We start from the raw sequence: 16,326 nt of genomic DNA, 5'->3' as shown, positions 1-16,326 counted from the left end.
CAAGGAAACACTCCATGCAGCAATTGTTTGGCATTCTGATCGTGCTGGTTTGCGTATTCGGCGGCTTCATGCTGCACGGCGGCGTGCTGTCCATCATCTGGCAGCCCACCGAGCTGTTGATCATCTGCGGCGCGGCGCTGGGCGCGGTGGTGCTGGGCAACCCGCCGCACGTGCTGAAGGAAATGGGCGGCCAGATCAAGCGCGTGGTGGTGCGCAAGAAGCAGGGCGCGGAATTCCAGCGCCAGCAGCTGCTGCTGATGTACGAGCTGCTGATCACCGCCAGCCGCGGCCTGAAGGCGCTGGACCAGCACGTGGAGGCGCCGCGCCAGAGCCCGCTGTTCAACCGCTACCCCATGGTGCTGGAAAACCGCAAGTTGCTGGCCTTCATCGTCGACAACTTCCGGCTGATGGCGATGGGCAAGATCAACGCGCATGAGCTGGAGGGCGTGCTGGACCAGGAGCTGGACGCCATCCACGAACAGCTGATGCAGCCGTCCAAGTCGCTGCACAAGATCGCCGAGGCGATGCCGGGCTTCGGCATCCTGGCTGCGGTGCTGGGCATCGTGATGGCGATGAACACCGTCGCCCAGGGCGCCAGCGCCGGCGAGATCGCCGCCAGCGTCGCCGCCGCCATGGTCGGCACCTTCATCGGCATTTTCTTCTGCTACGGCGTGCTGGACCCGCTGTCCAACGTGATGCACCAGCTGGTCAAGGAAGAACTGTCGAATTTCGAATCGGTGAAAGTGGTGCTGACCACCCACGTGTCCGGCAAGCCGCCGCTGTTGGCGATCGACGCCGGCCGCCGCCTGGTGCAGCTGAACACCAAGCCCAGCTTCTCGCAGCTGGAGTCGTGGATCAATGCGATGGAAGGCTTGGGTTAAGCGATGGCCGGCTTGAAGAACAAGGGCGAGCACGACGGCGCGGTGATCAAGAAGGTGTCCCGCCGCAACGCGGAAGAGGGGCATGGCGGCGCATGGAAAGTGGCGTTCGCCGACTTCGTGCTGGCGCTGATGTGTCTGTTCCTGGTGCTGTGGGTGCTGGCCGCGCGCGACCAGGAAAACCTGCAGCAATTGCTGACCACTTCCGGCGGCAGCCCGCTGCTGCAGGGCAACGGCAAACAGATCGATCACATGGGCAATCCGCCCGGCACGCTGATTCCGCGCGATCCGATACCCGGCCAGGCCGGCAGCCAGGCGGCCAGCAAGTCGGCGGTGCGGGACAGCGACAAGCGTGCCAGCGAGCAGCCGGAGCTGCCGCGCCGCAGCTACGACAGCGAAGCCGACCTGCGCAAGCTGGCCGCGCAGCTGTCCGAGATGAGCCAGAAGGCCGGCTTGTCCAGCAATCTGCAGACGGTGATCACGCCCTACGGCCTGCGCGTGACGTTGCACGACACCGACCAGCAAGGCATGTTCGAGCGCGGCAGCGCCATCGTCGAGCCCCGCTTCCGCAGCCTGCTGCAGCAGATCGGTTCCATGCTTGGCGAAATCGACAACCGCCTGCTAGTGGTGGGACATACCGATGCCGCGCAGTATCACAGGGCCGGCGGCTTCGCCGCGATGTCCAATTGGTCGCTGTCCAGCAACCGCGCGATGGCCGCCCGTCTGCACATGATGCAGGGCGGTCTGGCCGCCGATTCCGTGCTGCAGGTGGTGGGCATGGCGGAGCGGGCACCGCTGGACAAGCAGCATCCGCTGGGCGCGGTGAACCGCCGGATCGAGCTTTTGGTGCTGACTTCCGGCCAGGCTCAGGCGGTGGTGGCCATGTTCGGCGCGAGGGGGGAGGGGCTCGCCAATGCGCCAGGTGTTGCGTTAGCGCTACCAAATGCAGAGGACCTTAAAACCCTGCGAGAAAATACCATAAACATGCAGTAAGTTGCTGAAAATATGCTCTCTTCCCATAAAAGCCTTGCCTTTGCAAGGCTTTTTTCTTGTGTGTTTTTCACATAAATTTTAATCAAATTATTTACAATTAACACGGTGTTGATAACAATGTCAGGCATATGAGCCACCTCTCATATCGCAAACAATAAATAATGACTTGGGCATGACTGTGCCTTCGAGGTTGCGGTGCCGGTAGTCGGGGACGTGTTACCGAGATGAATCAAGAACAAATTAGGCAGATGTTGCGGCAGACGCCGCTGTTTGGTCATTTGACGGACGAGATGCTGGAAAGGGCTCTGGAGTGTTCGGAAACGGTCCGTCTGGGCAAGGGCGAGTCTCTCTATGTCGAGGGGGATGAATCCGATTCCGTGGGCTTGCTGGTGGCGGGGTCCATGCAGCTGTTCGTCGCCGACGAGGGCGGCAAGAAGTACATATTGCAGATGGCCATGCCTGGCGGAATGGTTGGAATGGAGTCCTTCGTCGATGGCGGTTGCCGCAGCAGCAACGCGGTGGCAGACGAGGATTGCGTGTTGCTGATGTTTTCCCGGGAGGTGCTGAAAGGCCTGTTCGACAGCGAGGACGGCCTGCCCGGTTGCGAGCGGGTGCGCGGCAACATCATGTGCTACCTGGTTTCCCTGGTGCGCCATATGACCACGCTGGCGCGCAACCTGGCCCTGCTGGACGTTTACGGCCGGGTGCGCATCCTGATCAACCAGATGCTGATAGAGCAGGATGGCGTGCTGATGCTGCGCAAGCAGTTGACCCAGCAGGAGATTGCCGACCAGATCGGCTCATCGCGCGAGATGGTGGCGCGGATTCTGAAGGAGCTGGTCTACGGCCATTACATCCGCCTGGAAAATCGCCGCATCGTGGTGTTGAAGATGCTGCCCGAGAATTTCTGAGCCGAAGGTGGCGCCGCGCGGCATCGGGCCGCGCGGCTTTTTGCGCGCGTGGTTTAAGTTTGGCGGCCTGGGGTCGCCTTGTATCGGTATCACACCCATACAGTCGGTAGGCAGACAGATGCAGATTTCCTCACTTTCCACCTGGCGCGGCGAAAAAGCGGCGAGCAAGACCGAAACCGCCGCAGCGACCGATGCCGCGCCGCGCGCGGCATCGCCATCGGCTGTCGCGGAGGCTCCGCTGGCGGCCTCCTTGCGGGCGATGCCGGAGGTCGACCAGTCCAGGGTGGACGAAATCCGCGCCGCGCTGGTGCGGGGCGAAGTGCGCTTCGACGCGCAGCGCCTGGCGGGCCTGATCGAGCAGTATCACGGCGGCCGTTGATGGACAGGAAGCAGCTTTATCGCCAGTTGTTCGCCACCGTGGGCGGCGACCTCTCCGATTATCCGCGGCTGAGCGCGCTGCTGGAGCAGCAGTTCCGCGCAGCGTTGGCGCATGACGCGGCCGCGCTCGAGCGCTGCGCGGCGGAGATCGCCGCTTTGTGCGACAAGCTGGAGCGCAGCCGCCGCGAGCGCCTGTCCTTGGTGGAGTCGCTGTTGCCTGCCGGCGCGGAGCGGTCGATGGCCGAGGTGTTGAAGGTTTTGCCGCAGGCCTTGCGCGAGCAGGGTGAGGCGCACTGGCAGCGCTTGCGCGCGCTGATCGCCGACTGCCGCGAGCGCAATCTGCGCAACGGCCAGCTGCTGCAGGAGCGCAGGCAGTTACTGCAGCGCGTGCTCGAGGGCGAAAGCGATGTTTACGCAGCGCAGTGAGGGCTGGCAGGCTGCTGGCGCCGCGCAGCCGTCGGACGCGGTGGCGCTGCCGCTGGATCTCCCATCCGAGGGCGCGGGTTTTGCCGAGCAGTTTGCCGGCGTGCGCGCCGAGGTGGAGCGCTTCATCGCCGACGGCGGATCGGCTTCGGCGCAGCAATTGTCGCCGGAGGCCTGGCGGGTGCGGCAGCAGCTGGGCGCCGGTTCGGTCGACTTGTCTGCAGTGCCGCCGGACAGGCAGGCTTTTGTCGAGGAAATGCTGCCGCACGCGCAGGCGGCGGCGGCCAGGCTGGGCGTGACGCCCGATCTGGTGCTGGCCCATGCGGCGCTGGAGTCGGGTTGGGGGCGCAAGCCGCTGACGCGTGGCGACGGCGGCAACAGCCATAACCTGTTCGGCATCAAGGCCGACGCGCGCTGGCGCGGCGAGGTGGCCGCCTCGCTCACCACCGAATTCATCCATGGCCAGAAGCAGAGCAGGGTGGAGTCGTTCCGCGCCTATCCGGATTACCGCGCGGCATTCGACGATTACGCCGATCTCCTGGCGTCGAATCCGCGCTACCGCGCGGCGCTGGGCGTTGGCGGCGACGCCAGGGCCTTCGCCGAGGCCTTGGCGCGCGGAGGCTATGCGACCGATCCCGACTATGCCGGCAAGTTGGCCGGTTTGGCGGGGCAGTTCCGCAAGGGCATGCGGTGAGCGGCGAGTCAGTAAGGTTGGCACCATGGGCGCCAATTTTCATTTGTGCCGTTTTTTGAAAAATAAAAAGGAAAAAGCCGAAATCTTGCGATTTCGGCTTTTTTACTGGTGGAGGTAAGCGGGATCGAACCGCTGACCTCTTGCATGCCATGCAAGCGCTCTCCCAGCTGAGCTATACCCCCACGTAAAGCTGTGGCGTCCCCACGGGGATTCGAACCCCGGTTATCGCCGTGAAAGGGCGGTGTCCTAGGCCTCTAGACGATGGGGACTGAATTGTTGGTGGAGGTAAGCGGGATCGAACCGCTGACCTCTTGCATGCCATGCAAGCGCTCTCCCAGCTGAGCTATACCCCCACATAATCCGTCGATTTCGCTTTCGCGTTGACCGTTCGGTCTCGACAGGAGGCGAACTATACATCGAGCAATTTAGCCATGCAAGCGGTTCGTGAAAATATTTTGAAAAATTACAGATTTTACCCATTTTGACTGGCGAAAGCGGTGCCGGCGGCGCGACAATGAATCGAATCGGGTATTTATATTTCCATTTGGAATAAGAAAGTAAAATAATATTACTTAATGTTCTGATTTTCGGCTGATATGGTGTCGCCATGCCCGGCCGGGTCTAGGCTGGATAAACCGCATTCTGGAGAATGGACAATGAAAAAACTGAACGCAGCGCTTGCACTGATTCTGGCCGCGGCGGGCGCCGTCGCCCACGCCGACGACCTGGCCGATATCCGCAAGGCCGGCGTGCTGAAGATAGGCACCGAAGGCACTTACGCGCCCTTCACCTATCATGACGCCGCGGGCAGCCTGACCGGCTTCGACGTGGAGATCGCCCAGGCCATCGCCGCTAGGCTGGGCGTCAAGCCGCAATTCGTCGAAGGCAAGTGGGACGGCCTGATCGCCGGGCTCGACGTCAAGCGCTACGACGTGGTGATCAACGAGGTGGCGATCACCGACGCGCGCAAGGTGAAATACGACTTCTCCGCGCCCTACATTGTCTCCAAGGCTGTGCTGATCGTCCGCGACGACAATCGCGACATCAAGCGTTTTGAAGATCTGAAGGGCCGCAAGTCGGCCAACACCCTGACCAGCAACTTCGGCAAGCTGGCGCAGCGCTACGGCGCGGAAATCGTGCCGACCCAGGGCTTCAACGAATCGGTCGCTTTGCTTGAGTCCGGCCGGGTGGAAACCACCATCAACGACAGCCTGTCCTTCCTCGACTTCAAGAAGAAGCAACCCAAGTCTCGGCTGAAGGTGGCCGCCACCGAGGCGAACGGCGACGCGTCCGGCGTGCTGCTGCGCAAGGGCAATCCGGAGCTGAAGGCGGCCATCGACAAGGCGCTGGCGGGAATCAAGGCCGACGGCACCTACCAGAAGATCTCGCACAAGTATTTCGGCGCCGACGTGTCGCGCTGAGTTGAGGAGCGGCAATGCCTCCGTGGTTGCAGTTGATGGCAGATTCGCTGCCATCTCTTTTATATGCCGGCCTGGTGTTCACCGTGCCGTTGACGCTGCTGTCCTTCGCCGGCGGCCTGGCGCTGGGTTTGCTGGTGGCCTTGATCCGGCTGTTCGGGCCGCGCCCGCTGGTGCTGCTGGTGCGCGGCTACTCCTGGCTGGTGCGCGGCACGCCGCTGTTGGTGCAGCTGTTCGTGATCTTCTACGGCTTGCCGCGGGTCGGCATCGTGTTCGATCCGTTCCCGGCGGCGCTGCTCGGCTTCGTGCTCAGCGTCGGCGCCTACACCTCGGAAGTGATACGGGCGGCGATCTCGTCGGTGCCCAGGGCGCAGTGGGAGGCGGCGTATTCGCTGGGCATGAGCTGGTCGCAGGCGATGCGCCGCACCATCCTGCCGCAGGCGGGCAGGGTGGCGGTGCCGCCGCTGGCCAACTCCTTCATCTCGCTGGTGAAGGACACCTCGCTGGCGGCGGTGCTGACGGTGCCGGAAATGTTCCAGGCGGCGCAGCGCATCGCGGCCACCACGTACGAGCCGCTGCTGCTGTATCTGGAGACCGCGCTGATCTATCTGTTGTTGAGCACTGTATTGACCTGGCTGCAGGAGCGGCTGGAAAAACGTTTTGACCGGCATGTGGCGCCGGTGGGGGCTGCGTCGTGATCAAGCTGAGCCATATCGTCAAATCCTTCGGCGGGCAGGAAGTGCTGCATGACGTCAGCCTGGCGCTGGCCGAGGGCGGCGTCACCGCGCTGATTGGTCCGTCCGGCAGCGGCAAGAGCACGCTGCTGCGCTGCGCGAACCTGCTGGAGACCCCGGACGGCGGCGAGCTGCAGCTCGCTGGCGAAACGCTGCGGTTCGAGCCTGGCAGGAAGCTGTCCCGCGACGCCATCCTGCGCGTGCGCCGCGTCACCGGCATGGTGTTCCAAAGCTTCCAGCTGTTTCCGCACCAGACCGTGTTGCAGAACGTGATGGAAGGGCTGCTGACCGTGCAGCGCTGGCCACGGGCCAAGGCTGAGGCGCGGGCGCGAGAACTGCTGGACAAGGTGGGCATGGCGCACAAGGCGGACGCCTGGCCGTCCACGCTGTCCGGCGGCCAGCAGCAGCGGGTGGCCATCGCCCGAGCGCTGGCGCCGTCGCCCCAGCTCTTGCTGTGCGACGAGCCGACCTCGGCGCTGGATCCGGAGCTGGCGGCCGAGGTGGTGGCGGTGTTGCGCCAGCTGGCCGCCGACGGCGTCACCATGCTGATGGCCACGCACGACCTGCGGCTGGCCTCCAGCGTCGCCCGCGACGTGGTGTTCCTGGAGCAGGGCCGCGTGGTGGAGGCCGGCAGCGCCGCGCAGATCTTCGGCGCGCCGCGCGAGGCGCGCACGGCGGAGTACGTGTCCACGTTGACGGCCGGGGCCAGGGATCTGGTGCAGATCTGAGCCGTTGACGGTATTGGATGAGCAAATTTTTATATTGCCCGGCGGGTCCGGTCGGTAAAACGACCGTATCAACACTGGGAGAAGAAAATGCTCATCGGGCACAGACTGCATCTGCCGGCCGGTCCGGTCGGCTCGGCGCAGGAATCGGGCCGCGCGCAAGGCGCGGCTGAAAGCGGAAAAGTGGGGGATGCCGGCTCCGGGCTGGATCCGCACCGCTTGCGCGAGGTGACCTTCATCGGCGCGGGCAGCAGCATCGCCTATCTCGCCAATGAAATGGCGGGCCGCTTTGAAGGCGTCGGAGCCGACCAGCCGCTGCTGGGCAAGGTCAGCGTCATCGGCGTTGAGGACGCGTGGTCGCCGTCGGTGCGCGGCCAGGGCTACATCAATCATCAAAACGAAATCATCGGGCAGTGGGGCGAGCGCGCGCCGGCCTACGATCCCGGCTATGCGGACCGGGGCGAATTCGCCGCCGGCAATGGCCGGCAGATCGGCAGACTGGAATCGCTGGGCGCCGAGCGCCTGGAGGCTCAGGTGAAAGATATCCGCCGTCTTGACGACGGCTGCTTCCGCCTGACGCTGGACGACGGCAGGGTGCTGGACAGCCGCCAGGTGGTGCTGGGCGCCGGCGCGGGCCCGCATACCAGCATCTGGAACCGGGCCGCGCCGCAAACCGAGGCGGAAAAGCGCCTGGGCAATATCCGCCTGTCCCAGCCGGAGGCCTTGCGCGGCAAGGTGATGGATCTGGACGAGTTCATGCGCGCCAGCGACGCGGATCCGTCCCGCTTCGCCGGAAAAATCGTGGTGGTCCATGGGCCCAATGCCGGCATTGACGCCGTGGAGCGCGCGGGCGAGCTCGGCGCCAAGGTGGCGTGGTTTGTGCGAACCACCGCGCCTGTGCTGCTGGATGGCAATCAGCTGAAATTCGCGCCGGAGTTGGCTAAAAGCGCGCTGCATAAAGTGGATGCCTTGGAGATCTCGCCGACGGAGGCCGGCGGGGTGGGCCTGAGCTATACCGCGCCGGGCGGCGGCGCATCGCAGGCCGCGCACAGCTTGCAGGCCGACTACTACGTCTACGCGCTGGGCCAGGACATCAACAAGCCGGGCAGCGCCGGCGCCATGCTGGGCGAAATCGCAGCCCAGTTGGAGCCGGTTTACGATTATGACCAGGTTTACAGCGACCAGCCTTTCCGCACCGTGCTCGGCCTGCAGAGCCGTGGCGCGAACAGCGATGGCGGCCTGGTTGTCGTCGGCGCCGCGGTGGCGCAACTGGCGGGCAGGGTGCAGCACACCTATCTGGATCATGCCGCCGAACGCATACTGGGCCAGTTGGATCGCTTGCCTGAGGCTGGGGGCGAGGCGCTGTCGAATATGCTGCTGGCAGGCGCGTCCGCGGCGGAAATCGAGGCCGGGCTGATGGCGATGCGGCCGGAGGGCGGCGCGCGCGCGGATTGGGATGTGCTGCGCAGCCAGGTAAGGGATTTCCTCGCCGCGCGCGATTATTTCATCAAGGAAGGCACCCGCAGCGTCGTGCGGGAAGTGGAAAACCAGGTGGGCGCCGAAGTGGCTTCCGTGGTGGTGTCGCCGCAGCTGGGCACGGTGAAGGCGGCTTCCGCCGCCTTGTCCGGCCTGATGCCGGCTTATGTCGGCAATGGCGAGAACAATTTCACCAGCGACAACCGCACCATGCTCCGGGCGGGTCTTGCCATGCGGCATCCCGATTTGGCCGAGCGCGATGCTTCGGGTTTCATTCAGGAGTCGATCGCCTTGCGGCGCCTGGATGGCCAGCGATTTGTCGAGCAGGTGGCGGAGGATATGCTGAAAAGAGAGCTGCTGCCGATGTTGGAGCGTTTGACGCGCGAAAGCTTGCCGGCCTTTCAGGCCAGGCTCGCGCGTTTGCGGCTGCCGGAGGACTTGTCGCGTCAGGCCGAGGCGGTGGCGGACGGGGCCGCGCGCGAAGCATTCGCCGATGCGCTGGGCGGCGCGTTGCGCGAGCGTCTGGCCGAGTCGGCCAAGCCGGTCAGGGGCGTGCCGACCGAGGTGAGGGAAGCGTACGAGGCCAGACTGGCCGAGGCGGCCAAGGGCGGGGGCGACGGCGCGTCTTTGGGCGGCTTGTGGCTGAGTCGGTCCTGATGGGTGGAAAAGCCGGCTGGGGCCGGCTTTTTTTTGCGCGGATGGGCGCTGGCTGGCGGCGACGAATGCTTTGGCGGCTTCGTCGCGGGGCGGGCGGTGGCAATGAAAAAAGCCCGCGTGCGCGGGCTGGTTTCATCGTGAAGCAGTCGGTTGGTGGAGGTAAGCGGGATCGAACCGCTGACCTCTTGCATGCCATGCAAGCGCTCTCCCAGCTGAGCTATACCCCCGTTGGTCCGTCGCTGCGTTCACAGTGCTGCGCATTCTATGCGTGTCCTTCCGGCTTGTAAATACCTTGCGGGAGAAAAAGTGAAAATTGCCGCGGCGGCGCCGGCGGCATGGTTCAGGACATCCGGGCATGGCATTGTCAGCGAGAAGGACGCTGTAACGGGGCGTCGGGTATAATCGGCGGCCCGGATACCCAGGAGGACGCCGATGTCGGTCGGCCACTACGAGAATTTCCCGGTAGGCTCGCTGCTGCTGCCGCGCAGGATGCGGCGCGCGGTGCACGCCATCTACCGTTTCGCCCGCTACGCGGACGACGTGGCCGACGAGGGCGACGCGGCGCCGGCCGAGCGCTTGGCCGAGCTGGACCGCATAGAGGCGGACCTGGACCGCATCGCGGCCGGCGAGCCGACGCGAATCGCGCTGATGGCCCCGCTTGCGGCGGCCGTCGCAGAGCATGCGTTGCCGCTGCAGCCTATGCGCGACTTGTTGTCCGCTTTCCGCCAGGATGTGGTCAAGACGCGCTACCAGAGCTTTGGCGAGCTGGTCGACTACTGCCGCCGTTCCGCCAATCCGGTGGGCAGGCTGATGCTGGCGCTGTACGGCGAAACCGATCCGCGCAGCCTGGCGCAGGCGGACGGCATCTGCACCGCCTTGCAGCTGATCAATTTCTGGCAGGATGTGGCGCTGGACTGGCGCAAGGGCCGGGTCTACCTGCCGCAGGAGGATCTGGCGCGCTTCGGCGTCGACGAGGCGCAGATCGCCGCCGGCCGCTTCGACGCCAAGTGGCGCGCGTTGATGCTGTTCCAGGTGGAGCGGGCGCGCAAGATGCTGCAGGCCGGCGCGCCGCTGGGCAAAACGTTGCGGGGCCGGCTGGGGCTGGAGTTGCGGCTGATCGTGATGGGCGGAGAGCGCATTCTGAGCAAGCTGCACGCCGCGGACGGCGACGTGTTCACGCGGCGGCCGGTGCTGGGCGGCCGCGATTGGATCTACATGATGTGGCGGGCGTGCCGGGCCAAGTGAGCCGGCGCGGCGCCGAAAACGGAATGCAGCCGGTCCGGAGACGGATCGGCCGACAGTGGGGGAGAGGCGCGTGACGCCCGATCAGTATTGCGAAGACAAGGCCGCGGCCAGCGGCTCCAGTTTCTATTACAGCTTCCGTTTCCTGCCGGAAGAACGGCGTCGGGCGATCACCGCGTTGTATGCGTTTTGCCGCGAGGTGGACGACGCGGTGGACGAATGCCATGACCTGAACGTGGCCCAGGCCAAGCTGGCCTGGTGGCGCGGCCAGGTGCAGCGCGCCTATCGCGGCGAGGCCGACCATCCGGTGATGCGCGCGCTGCTGCCGCATCTCGAAGCATTCCAGCTCCCGCAATCCGAACTGGAAGAGATTGTCGACGGCATGGAGATGGATCTCAGCATGGTCCGCTACCAGCGTTTCCAGGACCTGCTGCTGTACTGCCACCGGGTGGCGGGCGTGGTGGGCAAGCTGGCGGCGCGCATTTTCGGCTACAGCGACGAGCGCACGCTGGAGTACGCGCACGAGCTGGGCATCGCCTTCCAACTGACCAACATCATCCGCGACGTCGGCGAAGACGCGCGTCGCGACCGCATCTACCTGCCGATGGAAGAGCTGCAGCGTTTCAACTGCCCGGCGATGGACATCCTCCACTACGAGGAGAGCGAGGCTTTCAAGGCCTTGATGGCTTTCCAGATCGAGCGCGCGCACCAGCATTACCGCAAAGCATGGGAACTGCTGCCGGCGGCCGACCGCAAGTCGCAGCGACCGGGCCTGTTGATGGCGGCGATCTACCGCGCCACGCTGGAAGAGATCAGCCTGGACGGCCCGGCCAAGGTGCTGAACCAGCGCCTGTCGCTGACCCCGGTGCGCAAGCTGTGGCTGGCCTGGAAAACCTGGACCTTCGGCTACAAGCCGTGAAGCCCAGGGTGGCGGTGGTGGGCGCCGGCTGGGCCGGGCTCGCCGCGGCGGTGGAACTGGCCGGCCATGCCGATGTCACCGTCTATGAGGCCGGTCGCGAGCCGGGCGGCCGCGCGCGCTGCAGCGGCCGCGGAGACGACAGATTTGACAATGGTCAGCACATCCTGCTCGGCGCTTATGCAGAATGCCTGCGCTTGATGCGGACAGTCGGCGCCGATCCAGATCGCCTGTTGCTGCGCAGGCCGCTGCAATGGCGGCGGGAAGGCGGTTTGAGCCTGGATTGCCCCCGGCTGCCGGCGCCGTTGCATCTGGCGGCCGGTTTGCTGGCGGCGCGCGGACTGGGCTGGCGCGACAAATGGCTGCTGGCGCGCGCGCTGGGCCGTTTGCGGCGCGACGGCTACAGGCTGGCGGCCGACCGCAGCGTGGAGGCATGGCTTGAGGAGCAGGGGCAGAGCCGCAGGCTGAGGGACGACTTTTGGCGGCCGATGGTGCTGTCGGCGTTGAATACGCCGCCTGAGCGCGCGTCGATGCGGGTGCTGGCCGCTGCCTTGCGCGACAGCCTAGGCGCGCGGCGCGAGGCCAGCGACCTGCTGCTGCCGGCGGCGGGACTGTCCGCGCTGTTTCCCGAGCCGGCCTGGCGCTGGCTGGAGGGGAAAGGCGCTGATTTGCGCGCAGGTTGCCGGGCGAGGACGATCACTTCGACTGCAGACAGGCCGCAAGTGGACGATGAGAGGTATGATGCGGTGATATGCGCCGCCGCGCCCTACCATGCGGCGGAACTGTTGGACGATCCGGCCTTGCGCGCCGCGCTGGCTGCCTACCGTTACTGGCCGATCGCCACCGTCTACCTGCGCTTTGGCGTTTCGCCGCGGCTGCCCGCGCCGATGCTGGGCGTCAGCGGCGGCGGCATGGATTGGCTATTCGACCGCGAGGCGCTGGCCGGCGAGTCCGGCCTGGTGGCGGCGGTGCTGAGCGCGCCGGCGGAGTTGCCCGGCGCGGAGGAACTGGTGGCCAGGGCGTTGGCCGACGCGCGCAGGCTGGCGCCGCATCTGCCCGCGCCCGCGCACAGCCGCGTGATCGTGGAAAAGCGGGCGACGTTCGCCAGCGAGGTCGGCCTGGAGAGGCCGGGGGCGAGAACGGCGCGGCGAGGAATCTATCTGGCCGGAGATTGGGCGCATCCCGATTACCCGGCGACGCTCGAAGGAGCGGCGCGCAGCGGCGTGGCCGCGGCGGCGGCCGCATTGCAGGACTTAGGAATAGAACCATGACGATGAAGACCGAATTTGCCCAAGACGCGCTGGCAGGGCGCGTGATCCTGATCACCGGCGCCTCGCAGGGCATAGGACGCGAAGCCGCGCTGACTTTCGCCCGCCACGGCGCCACCGTGGTGCTGCTCTCGCGCAGCGTCAAGGGGCTGGAGAAGGTCTACGATGAAATCGTGGCGGCCGGCGGGCCGGAGCCGGCGGCGGTGCCGCTTGACCTGCTGAACGCGGGCGAGAACGAGTTCAACCAGCTGGCGCTGACCATCCAGCGCGAGTTCGGGCGCCTGGACGGCATCGCGCACTGCGCCTCGCATTTCTATGCATTGTCGCCGTTGACCAACCAGACCATAGAAGAGTGGATGAACCAGTATCGGATCAACACCGTGGCGCCGTTCGCGCTGACCCGCGCCTGCCTGCCGCTGCTGAAGGAGGCGCCGGACGCGTCGGTGTTGTTCGTCGGCGAGCACCATGCCCTGCATCCGGCCGCCTACTGGGGCGGTTTCGGCGCTTCCAACGCCGGCTTGCCGTACCTGACCAAGGTGGCGGCCGACGAATGGGAGATGTTGCCCAGTCTGCGCGTCAACCTGCTGTTGCCGGGGCCGGTCAATTCGCCGCAGCGCAACCGCACCCATCCGGGCGAGGACAAGAGCGAGCGCGCCGATCTGGCCGACCTGATGCCGCATTTCCTGTACTGGCTGGGCGCGGACAGCCGCGGCCGCAGCGGGGAAGTGGTGGAGCTGGACTTGCGCAAACCGCGCGGCTGAAACGGGGAGAGGGCATGAAGAGACTGCTGCTGTTGGCCTGCGCGCTGCTGCTGGGCGGCTGCAACTACGTGAACAGCGTGACCGGCCTGAGCAAGGATTCGGACAAGGCGATAGGCGCCGCCTGCCGCCAGACCGGCCGCTCGCTGGAAGAGTGTTACCAGCGCAATCCGAATGCCGACAAGGCCTTCATCTACGCCGGCTGGCGCGAGATGAACGAATACATGGCCAAAAACAAGCTGGAAACGATGGAGCCGTTGCCGGAAGTCGCGGCGCAGCCGGCCTCCGGCACGACGCCGGCGGTGGCCGGCAAGCATCCCGCCAGCGGCTCCACTTCGTCGGCCGGACAGACCGGCCTGCCGGACCTGATGAGCAGCGAGGAGGCCGACCGCGCCGCCAAGAGCGATCCGCAGGTAGCGGCCGTGATGCGCGCGATTCGCAGCGGCCATTCCGCCAAGAGCGCGTCGTCGGCGCCGGCCGAGGACCAGAAGCGACTGCTCAACATCATCAAGGAACTGAACAAGTCCGATCCGGGGCGCAATCCGGGCTGAAAGCCCGTCGAGCGCCTTCCCGGTAGAGGCCGCTGTCCTCCGCGGCCGGGCGCGGAGCCGGCGCCAAGGCGTTTTTTGACTGCCGGTTTCGCGCCGTCCTGCTATCCTTCCGCCTTTGGTACCCCCTGATTTTTCTCCGATGGCCAAGAACAAAACCGTATTCAGCTGCACCGAGTGCGGCGGACAGTCGCCCAAGTGGCAGGGCCAGTGCCCGCACTGCAGCGCCTGGAACACGCTGGTGGAGGCGGTGGCCGCGCCGGCCGCCGCCAGTCCCCGCTTCCAGTCCTGGGCGGCCAACGTCACCAAGGTGCAGAAACTGTCCGAGGTGCAGACCGAGGAAACCCCGCGCGATCCGTCCGGCATCGACGAACTGGACCGCGTGCTGGGCGGCGGCATCGTGCGCGGCGCGGTGGTGCTGATCGGCGGCGACCCGGGCATCGGCAAGTCCACGCTGCTGCTGCAGGCCTTGTCTCAGATCGGCCGCAGCCGCAAGGTGCTCTACGTTTCCGGCGAGGAATCGGCGCAGCAGATCGCCTTGCGCGCCTCGCGACTGGCGCTGGATACCAGCAGCGTCGATCTGCTGGCCGAGATCTGCATCGAGAACATTCTGGAAACGCTGAAGCGAGAGCAGCCGGAAGTGGTGGTGATCGACTCGATCCAGACGCTTTACACCGAGCAGGTGACGTCGGCGCCGGGCTCGGTGTCGCAGGTGCGCGAGTGCGCGGCGCAGCTGACGCGGATGGCCAAGCAGAGCGGCATCACCGTGTTGCTGGTCGGCCATGTGACCAAGGAAGGTTCGCTGGCCGGTCCGCGCGTGCTGGAGCACATGGTGGACACCGTGCTGTATTTCGAGGGCGACTCCCACTCCAGCTACCGGATGATACGCGCGATCAAGAACCGCTTCGGCGCGGTCAACGAGCTGGGCGTGTTCGCGATGACCGACCGCGGCCTGAAGGGCGTGTCCAATCCGTCGGCCATCTTCCTTTCCTCGTATCGCGACGACGTCGCCGGCTCCTGCGTGCTGGTGACGCAGGAAGGCACGCGGCCGCTGCTGGTGGAAATCCAGGCCTTGGTCGACGACTGCCACGGCTTCCAGCCCAAGCGTCTCACCGTCGGCCTGGAGCAGAACCGTCTGTCCATGCTGCTGGCGGTGCTGCACCGCCACGGCGGCGTCGCCTGTTTCGACCAGGACGTGTTCCTCAACGCGGTGGGCGGCGTCAAGATCAACGAGCCGGCCGCCGACCTCGCCATCATCCTGGCCATGGTTTCGTCGCTGCGCAACAAGGCGCTGCCGGAAAAGCTGGTGGTGTTCGGCGAGGTGGGCCTGGCCGGCGAGGTGCGGCCGGTGACGCGCGGCCAGGAACGCTTGAAGGAGGCGGCCAAGCTGGGCTTCACCCGCGCCATCGTGCCCACCGCCAACAAGCCGCGGCAGGAAATCGAGGGCCTGAAGGTCTTGGCCGTGGACCGCCTGGATCAGGCGGTGGAATACTGCAGGGAGTAGCGCATGACGGTCGATCCGCAGGCGATAGAACAAGAACGTCCTTATCTGCTGCGCTACGCGCTGGCCCAGCTGCGCGAGCGCGACGCCGCCGAGGAGGCAGTGCAGGAGACGCTGCTGGCGGCGCTGGAGGCGCGGGACGGTTTTTCCGGCAAGTCCACGCTGCGCACCTGGCTGACGTCGATCTTGCGTTTCAAGTTGATCGACGCCTTGCGCCGCAAGGGCAAGGAGAAACTGTTCGAATCGCTGGACGAGGAATGCGACGACGGCGATTTCGACGGCCTGTTCACGCAGGACGGCCATTGGCGGGAGCCGGTGCGCGCCTGGAGCGGGCCGGAGTCGCAGCTGGTGTCCAAGCAGTTCTGGCAGGTGTTCGAGGAGTGCTCCAAGGTGATGCCGCGACGCACCGCGATGGTGTTCGCGATGCGCGAGGTGATGGGGATGGAGATCGCCGACATCTGTAACAATCTGGAGATCACCGCGACCAACTGTTCTGTATTGCTGTACCGCGCGCGCATGAGCTTGCGCGAGTGTTTTTCGACGCGCTGGAGCCGGGAGGACGAGCGATGAGGTTGAGTTGCCGCGCGGCCAGCCGGCTGATTTCCGCCGGCCTGGACCGCCCTTTGAGCGCGATGGAGCATCTGAAGCTGCGCATGCACCTTTTCCTGTGCGGCAACTGCCGCCAATTCTCCCTGCAGCTCGGCGCGCTGAGAAACGCCGCGCGCCGGGCGGGCCGGGGCGAGGACGAAGCTGCCGGAGATTGATGCCTTTGACATTTTCATCGCCGCTGGCGACACTGGGCCTTT

The 16,326-nt window shown here is 65.7% G+C and carries 18 protein-coding genes and 4 tRNA genes; 18 read left to right on the top strand and 4 right to left on the bottom strand.

Going from position 1 to position 16,326, the window contains the following annotated elements; translation table 11 throughout:
* Positions 1 to 14: 14 nt before the first annotated feature.
* The 6 genes from motA (at position 15) to flgJ (ending at position 4,277) form a co-directional block, all read left to right on the top strand.
* Positions 15 to 881, top strand: coding sequence for a flagellar motor stator protein MotA (gene motA, locus CV_RS14660; RefSeq protein WP_011136536.1), 867 nt, complete (start codon positions 15 to 17; stop codon positions 879 to 881).
* Positions 882 to 884: 3 nt separating this feature from the next.
* Entirely contained in the window at positions 885 to 1,871 is a 987-nt protein-coding gene (locus tag CV_RS14655; protein WP_011136535.1) for a flagellar motor protein MotB, read from the top strand.
* A 290-nt stretch (positions 1,872 to 2,161) separates the two neighbouring features.
* On the top strand, positions 2,162 to 2,782 hold the full coding sequence (locus CV_RS14650; RefSeq protein WP_227590047.1) for a Crp/Fnr family transcriptional regulator: 621 nt from the start codon (positions 2,162 to 2,164) through the stop codon (positions 2,780 to 2,782).
* 7 nt (positions 2,783 to 2,789) lie between these two features.
* Entirely contained in the window at positions 2,790 to 3,161 is a 372-nt protein-coding gene (gene flgM, locus CV_RS14645) for a flagellar biosynthesis anti-sigma factor FlgM (RefSeq protein WP_011136533.1), read from the top strand.
* A complete protein-coding gene (flgN, locus tag CV_RS14640) occupies positions 3,161 to 3,586 on the top strand; it encodes a flagellar export chaperone FlgN (RefSeq protein ID WP_011136532.1) in 426 nt (141 codons plus the stop codon). The genes flgM and flgN overlap by 1 nt, the downstream gene beginning before the upstream one ends.
* The gene (gene flgJ / locus CV_RS14635; RefSeq protein WP_043596392.1) at positions 3,567 to 4,277 is read left to right on the top strand and encodes a flagellar assembly peptidoglycan hydrolase FlgJ; all 711 of its coding nucleotides are present in this window, start codon (positions 3,567 to 3,569) and stop codon (positions 4,275 to 4,277) included. Before flgN ends, flgJ begins: the two co-directional genes overlap by 20 nt.
* A 106-nt stretch (positions 4,278 to 4,383) precedes the next feature.
* On the opposite strand, the gene CV_RS14630 is transcribed toward flgJ, so the two are convergent.
* The 3 genes from CV_RS14630 to CV_RS14620 all read right to left on the bottom strand — a co-directional run bounded on the left by CV_RS14630 (position 4,384) and on the right by CV_RS14620 (position 4,630).
* Positions 4,384 to 4,459 (bottom strand) — tRNA-Ala (locus tag CV_RS14630).
* Between the two features lie 11 nt (positions 4,460 to 4,470).
* Positions 4,471 to 4,546, bottom strand: a tRNA-Glu gene (locus CV_RS14625).
* Between the two features lie 8 nt (positions 4,547 to 4,554).
* A tRNA-Ala gene (locus CV_RS14620) sits at positions 4,555 to 4,630 on the bottom strand.
* 303 nt (positions 4,631 to 4,933) lie between these two features.
* On the opposite strand from CV_RS14620, the gene CV_RS14615 reads away from it, so the two are divergent.
* The 4 genes from CV_RS14615 to CV_RS14600 all read left to right on the top strand — a co-directional run bounded on the left by CV_RS14615 (position 4,934) and on the right by CV_RS14600 (position 9,287).
* Entirely contained in the window at positions 4,934 to 5,698 is a 765-nt protein-coding gene (locus tag CV_RS14615) for an amino acid ABC transporter substrate-binding protein (RefSeq protein WP_011136530.1), read from the top strand.
* A 14-nt stretch (positions 5,699 to 5,712) separates the two neighbouring features.
* Entirely contained in the window at positions 5,713 to 6,393 is a 681-nt protein-coding gene (locus tag CV_RS14610) for an amino acid ABC transporter permease (RefSeq protein ID WP_011136529.1), read from the top strand.
* Positions 6,390 to 7,157 carry an amino acid ABC transporter ATP-binding protein gene (locus tag CV_RS14605; RefSeq protein ID WP_011136528.1) on the top strand — a complete coding sequence of 256 codons (768 nt, stop codon included), beginning with the start codon at positions 6,390 to 6,392 and terminating at the stop codon, positions 7,155 to 7,157. Before CV_RS14610 ends, CV_RS14605 begins: the two co-directional genes overlap by 4 nt.
* A gap of 87 nt (positions 7,158 to 7,244) precedes the next feature.
* Positions 7,245 to 9,287: a restriction endonuclease Eco57I gene (locus CV_RS14600; RefSeq protein ID WP_011136527.1), complete on the top strand. Its 2,043-nt coding sequence runs from the start codon at positions 7,245 to 7,247 to the stop codon at positions 9,285 to 9,287.
* Positions 9,288 to 9,438: 151 nt separating this feature from the next.
* On the opposite strand, the gene CV_RS14595 is transcribed toward CV_RS14600, so the two are convergent.
* Positions 9,439 to 9,514: transfer RNA gene (locus CV_RS14595), tRNA-Ala, on the bottom strand.
* 205 nt (positions 9,515 to 9,719) lie between these two features.
* On the opposite strand from CV_RS14595, the gene hpnC reads away from it, so the two are divergent.
* The 8 genes from hpnC (at position 9,720) to CV_RS14555 (ending at position 16,284) form a co-directional block, all read left to right on the top strand.
* Entirely contained in the window at positions 9,720 to 10,532 is an 813-nt protein-coding gene (hpnC, locus tag CV_RS14590) for a squalene synthase HpnC (RefSeq protein WP_011136526.1), read from the top strand.
* 70 nt (positions 10,533 to 10,602) lie between these two features.
* Complete coding sequence (gene hpnD / locus CV_RS24120) at positions 10,603 to 11,448, top strand: presqualene diphosphate synthase HpnD (protein WP_043596390.1); 846 nt, start codon at positions 10,603 to 10,605, stop codon at positions 11,446 to 11,448.
* Positions 11,445 to 12,716, top strand: coding sequence for a hydroxysqualene dehydroxylase HpnE (hpnE, locus tag CV_RS14580; protein ID WP_043596389.1), 1,272 nt, complete (start codon positions 11,445 to 11,447; stop codon positions 12,714 to 12,716). Before hpnD ends, hpnE begins: the two co-directional genes overlap by 4 nt.
* Positions 12,713 to 13,474 carry an SDR family oxidoreductase gene (locus tag CV_RS14575; RefSeq protein WP_011136523.1) on the top strand — a complete coding sequence of 254 codons (762 nt, stop codon included), beginning with the start codon at positions 12,713 to 12,715 and terminating at the stop codon, positions 13,472 to 13,474. The genes hpnE and CV_RS14575 overlap by 4 nt, the downstream gene beginning before the upstream one ends.
* Positions 13,475 to 13,488: 14 nt before the next feature.
* Positions 13,489 to 14,022, top strand: a complete 534-nt coding sequence (locus CV_RS14570) for a hypothetical protein (protein ID WP_011136522.1) — start codon at positions 13,489 to 13,491, stop codon at positions 14,020 to 14,022.
* A gap of 139 nt (positions 14,023 to 14,161) precedes the next feature.
* Complete coding sequence (gene radA / locus CV_RS14565) at positions 14,162 to 15,523, top strand: DNA repair protein RadA (protein WP_011136521.1); 1,362 nt, start codon at positions 14,162 to 14,164, stop codon at positions 15,521 to 15,523.
* Between the two features lie 3 nt (positions 15,524 to 15,526).
* On the top strand, positions 15,527 to 16,090 hold the full coding sequence (locus tag CV_RS14560) for a sigma-70 family RNA polymerase sigma factor (RefSeq protein ID WP_011136520.1): 564 nt from the start codon (positions 15,527 to 15,529) through the stop codon (positions 16,088 to 16,090).
* Positions 16,087 to 16,284: a zf-HC2 domain-containing protein gene (locus tag CV_RS14555; protein ID WP_011136519.1), complete on the top strand. Its 198-nt coding sequence runs from the start codon at positions 16,087 to 16,089 to the stop codon at positions 16,282 to 16,284. Before CV_RS14560 ends, CV_RS14555 begins: the two co-directional genes overlap by 4 nt.
* Positions 16,285 to 16,326 lie beyond the last annotated feature (42 nt).

Source organism: Chromobacterium violaceum ATCC 12472 (assembly GCF_000007705.1).
Taxonomy (GTDB): Bacteria; Pseudomonadota; Gammaproteobacteria; order Burkholderiales; family Chromobacteriaceae; genus Chromobacterium; species Chromobacterium violaceum.
Note: the sequence above shows the minus strand (reverse complement) of the source record. Positions and strands in the feature narration are given on the sequence as shown.

What these genes read in the sequence shown, in the direction of transcription:
- motA (WP_011136536.1), top strand. Translation starts at nt 15, where the DNA reads ATGCAGCAATTGTTTGGCATTCTGATCGTGCTGGTTTGCGTATTCGGC.
- CV_RS14655 (WP_011136535.1), top strand. Translation starts at nt 885, where the DNA reads ATGGCCGGCTTGAAGAACAAGGGCGAGCACGACGGCGCGGTGATCAAG.
- CV_RS14650 (WP_227590047.1), top strand. Translation starts at nt 2,162, where the DNA reads ATGCTGGAAAGGGCTCTGGAGTGTTCGGAAACGGTCCGTCTGGGCAAG.
- flgN (WP_011136532.1), top strand. Translation starts at nt 3,161, where the DNA reads ATGGACAGGAAGCAGCTTTATCGCCAGTTGTTCGCCACCGTGGGCGGC.
- flgJ (WP_043596392.1), top strand. Translation starts at nt 3,567, where the DNA reads ATGTTTACGCAGCGCAGTGAGGGCTGGCAGGCTGCTGGCGCCGCGCAG.
- CV_RS14615 (WP_011136530.1), top strand. Translation starts at nt 4,934, where the DNA reads ATGAAAAAACTGAACGCAGCGCTTGCACTGATTCTGGCCGCGGCGGGC.
- CV_RS14610 (WP_011136529.1), top strand. Translation starts at nt 5,713, where the DNA reads ATGCCTCCGTGGTTGCAGTTGATGGCAGATTCGCTGCCATCTCTTTTA.
- CV_RS14600 (WP_011136527.1), top strand. Translation starts at nt 7,245, where the DNA reads ATGCTCATCGGGCACAGACTGCATCTGCCGGCCGGTCCGGTCGGCTCG.
- hpnC (WP_011136526.1), top strand. Translation starts at nt 9,720, where the DNA reads ATGTCGGTCGGCCACTACGAGAATTTCCCGGTAGGCTCGCTGCTGCTG.
- CV_RS14575 (WP_011136523.1), top strand. Translation starts at nt 12,713, where the DNA reads ATGACGATGAAGACCGAATTTGCCCAAGACGCGCTGGCAGGGCGCGTG.
- CV_RS14570 (WP_011136522.1), top strand. Translation starts at nt 13,489, where the DNA reads ATGAAGAGACTGCTGCTGTTGGCCTGCGCGCTGCTGCTGGGCGGCTGC.
- radA (WP_011136521.1), top strand. Translation starts at nt 14,162, where the DNA reads ATGGCCAAGAACAAAACCGTATTCAGCTGCACCGAGTGCGGCGGACAG.
- CV_RS14560 (WP_011136520.1), top strand. Translation starts at nt 15,527, where the DNA reads ATGACGGTCGATCCGCAGGCGATAGAACAAGAACGTCCTTATCTGCTG.
- CV_RS14555 (WP_011136519.1), top strand. Translation starts at nt 16,087, where the DNA reads ATGAGGTTGAGTTGCCGCGCGGCCAGCCGGCTGATTTCCGCCGGCCTG.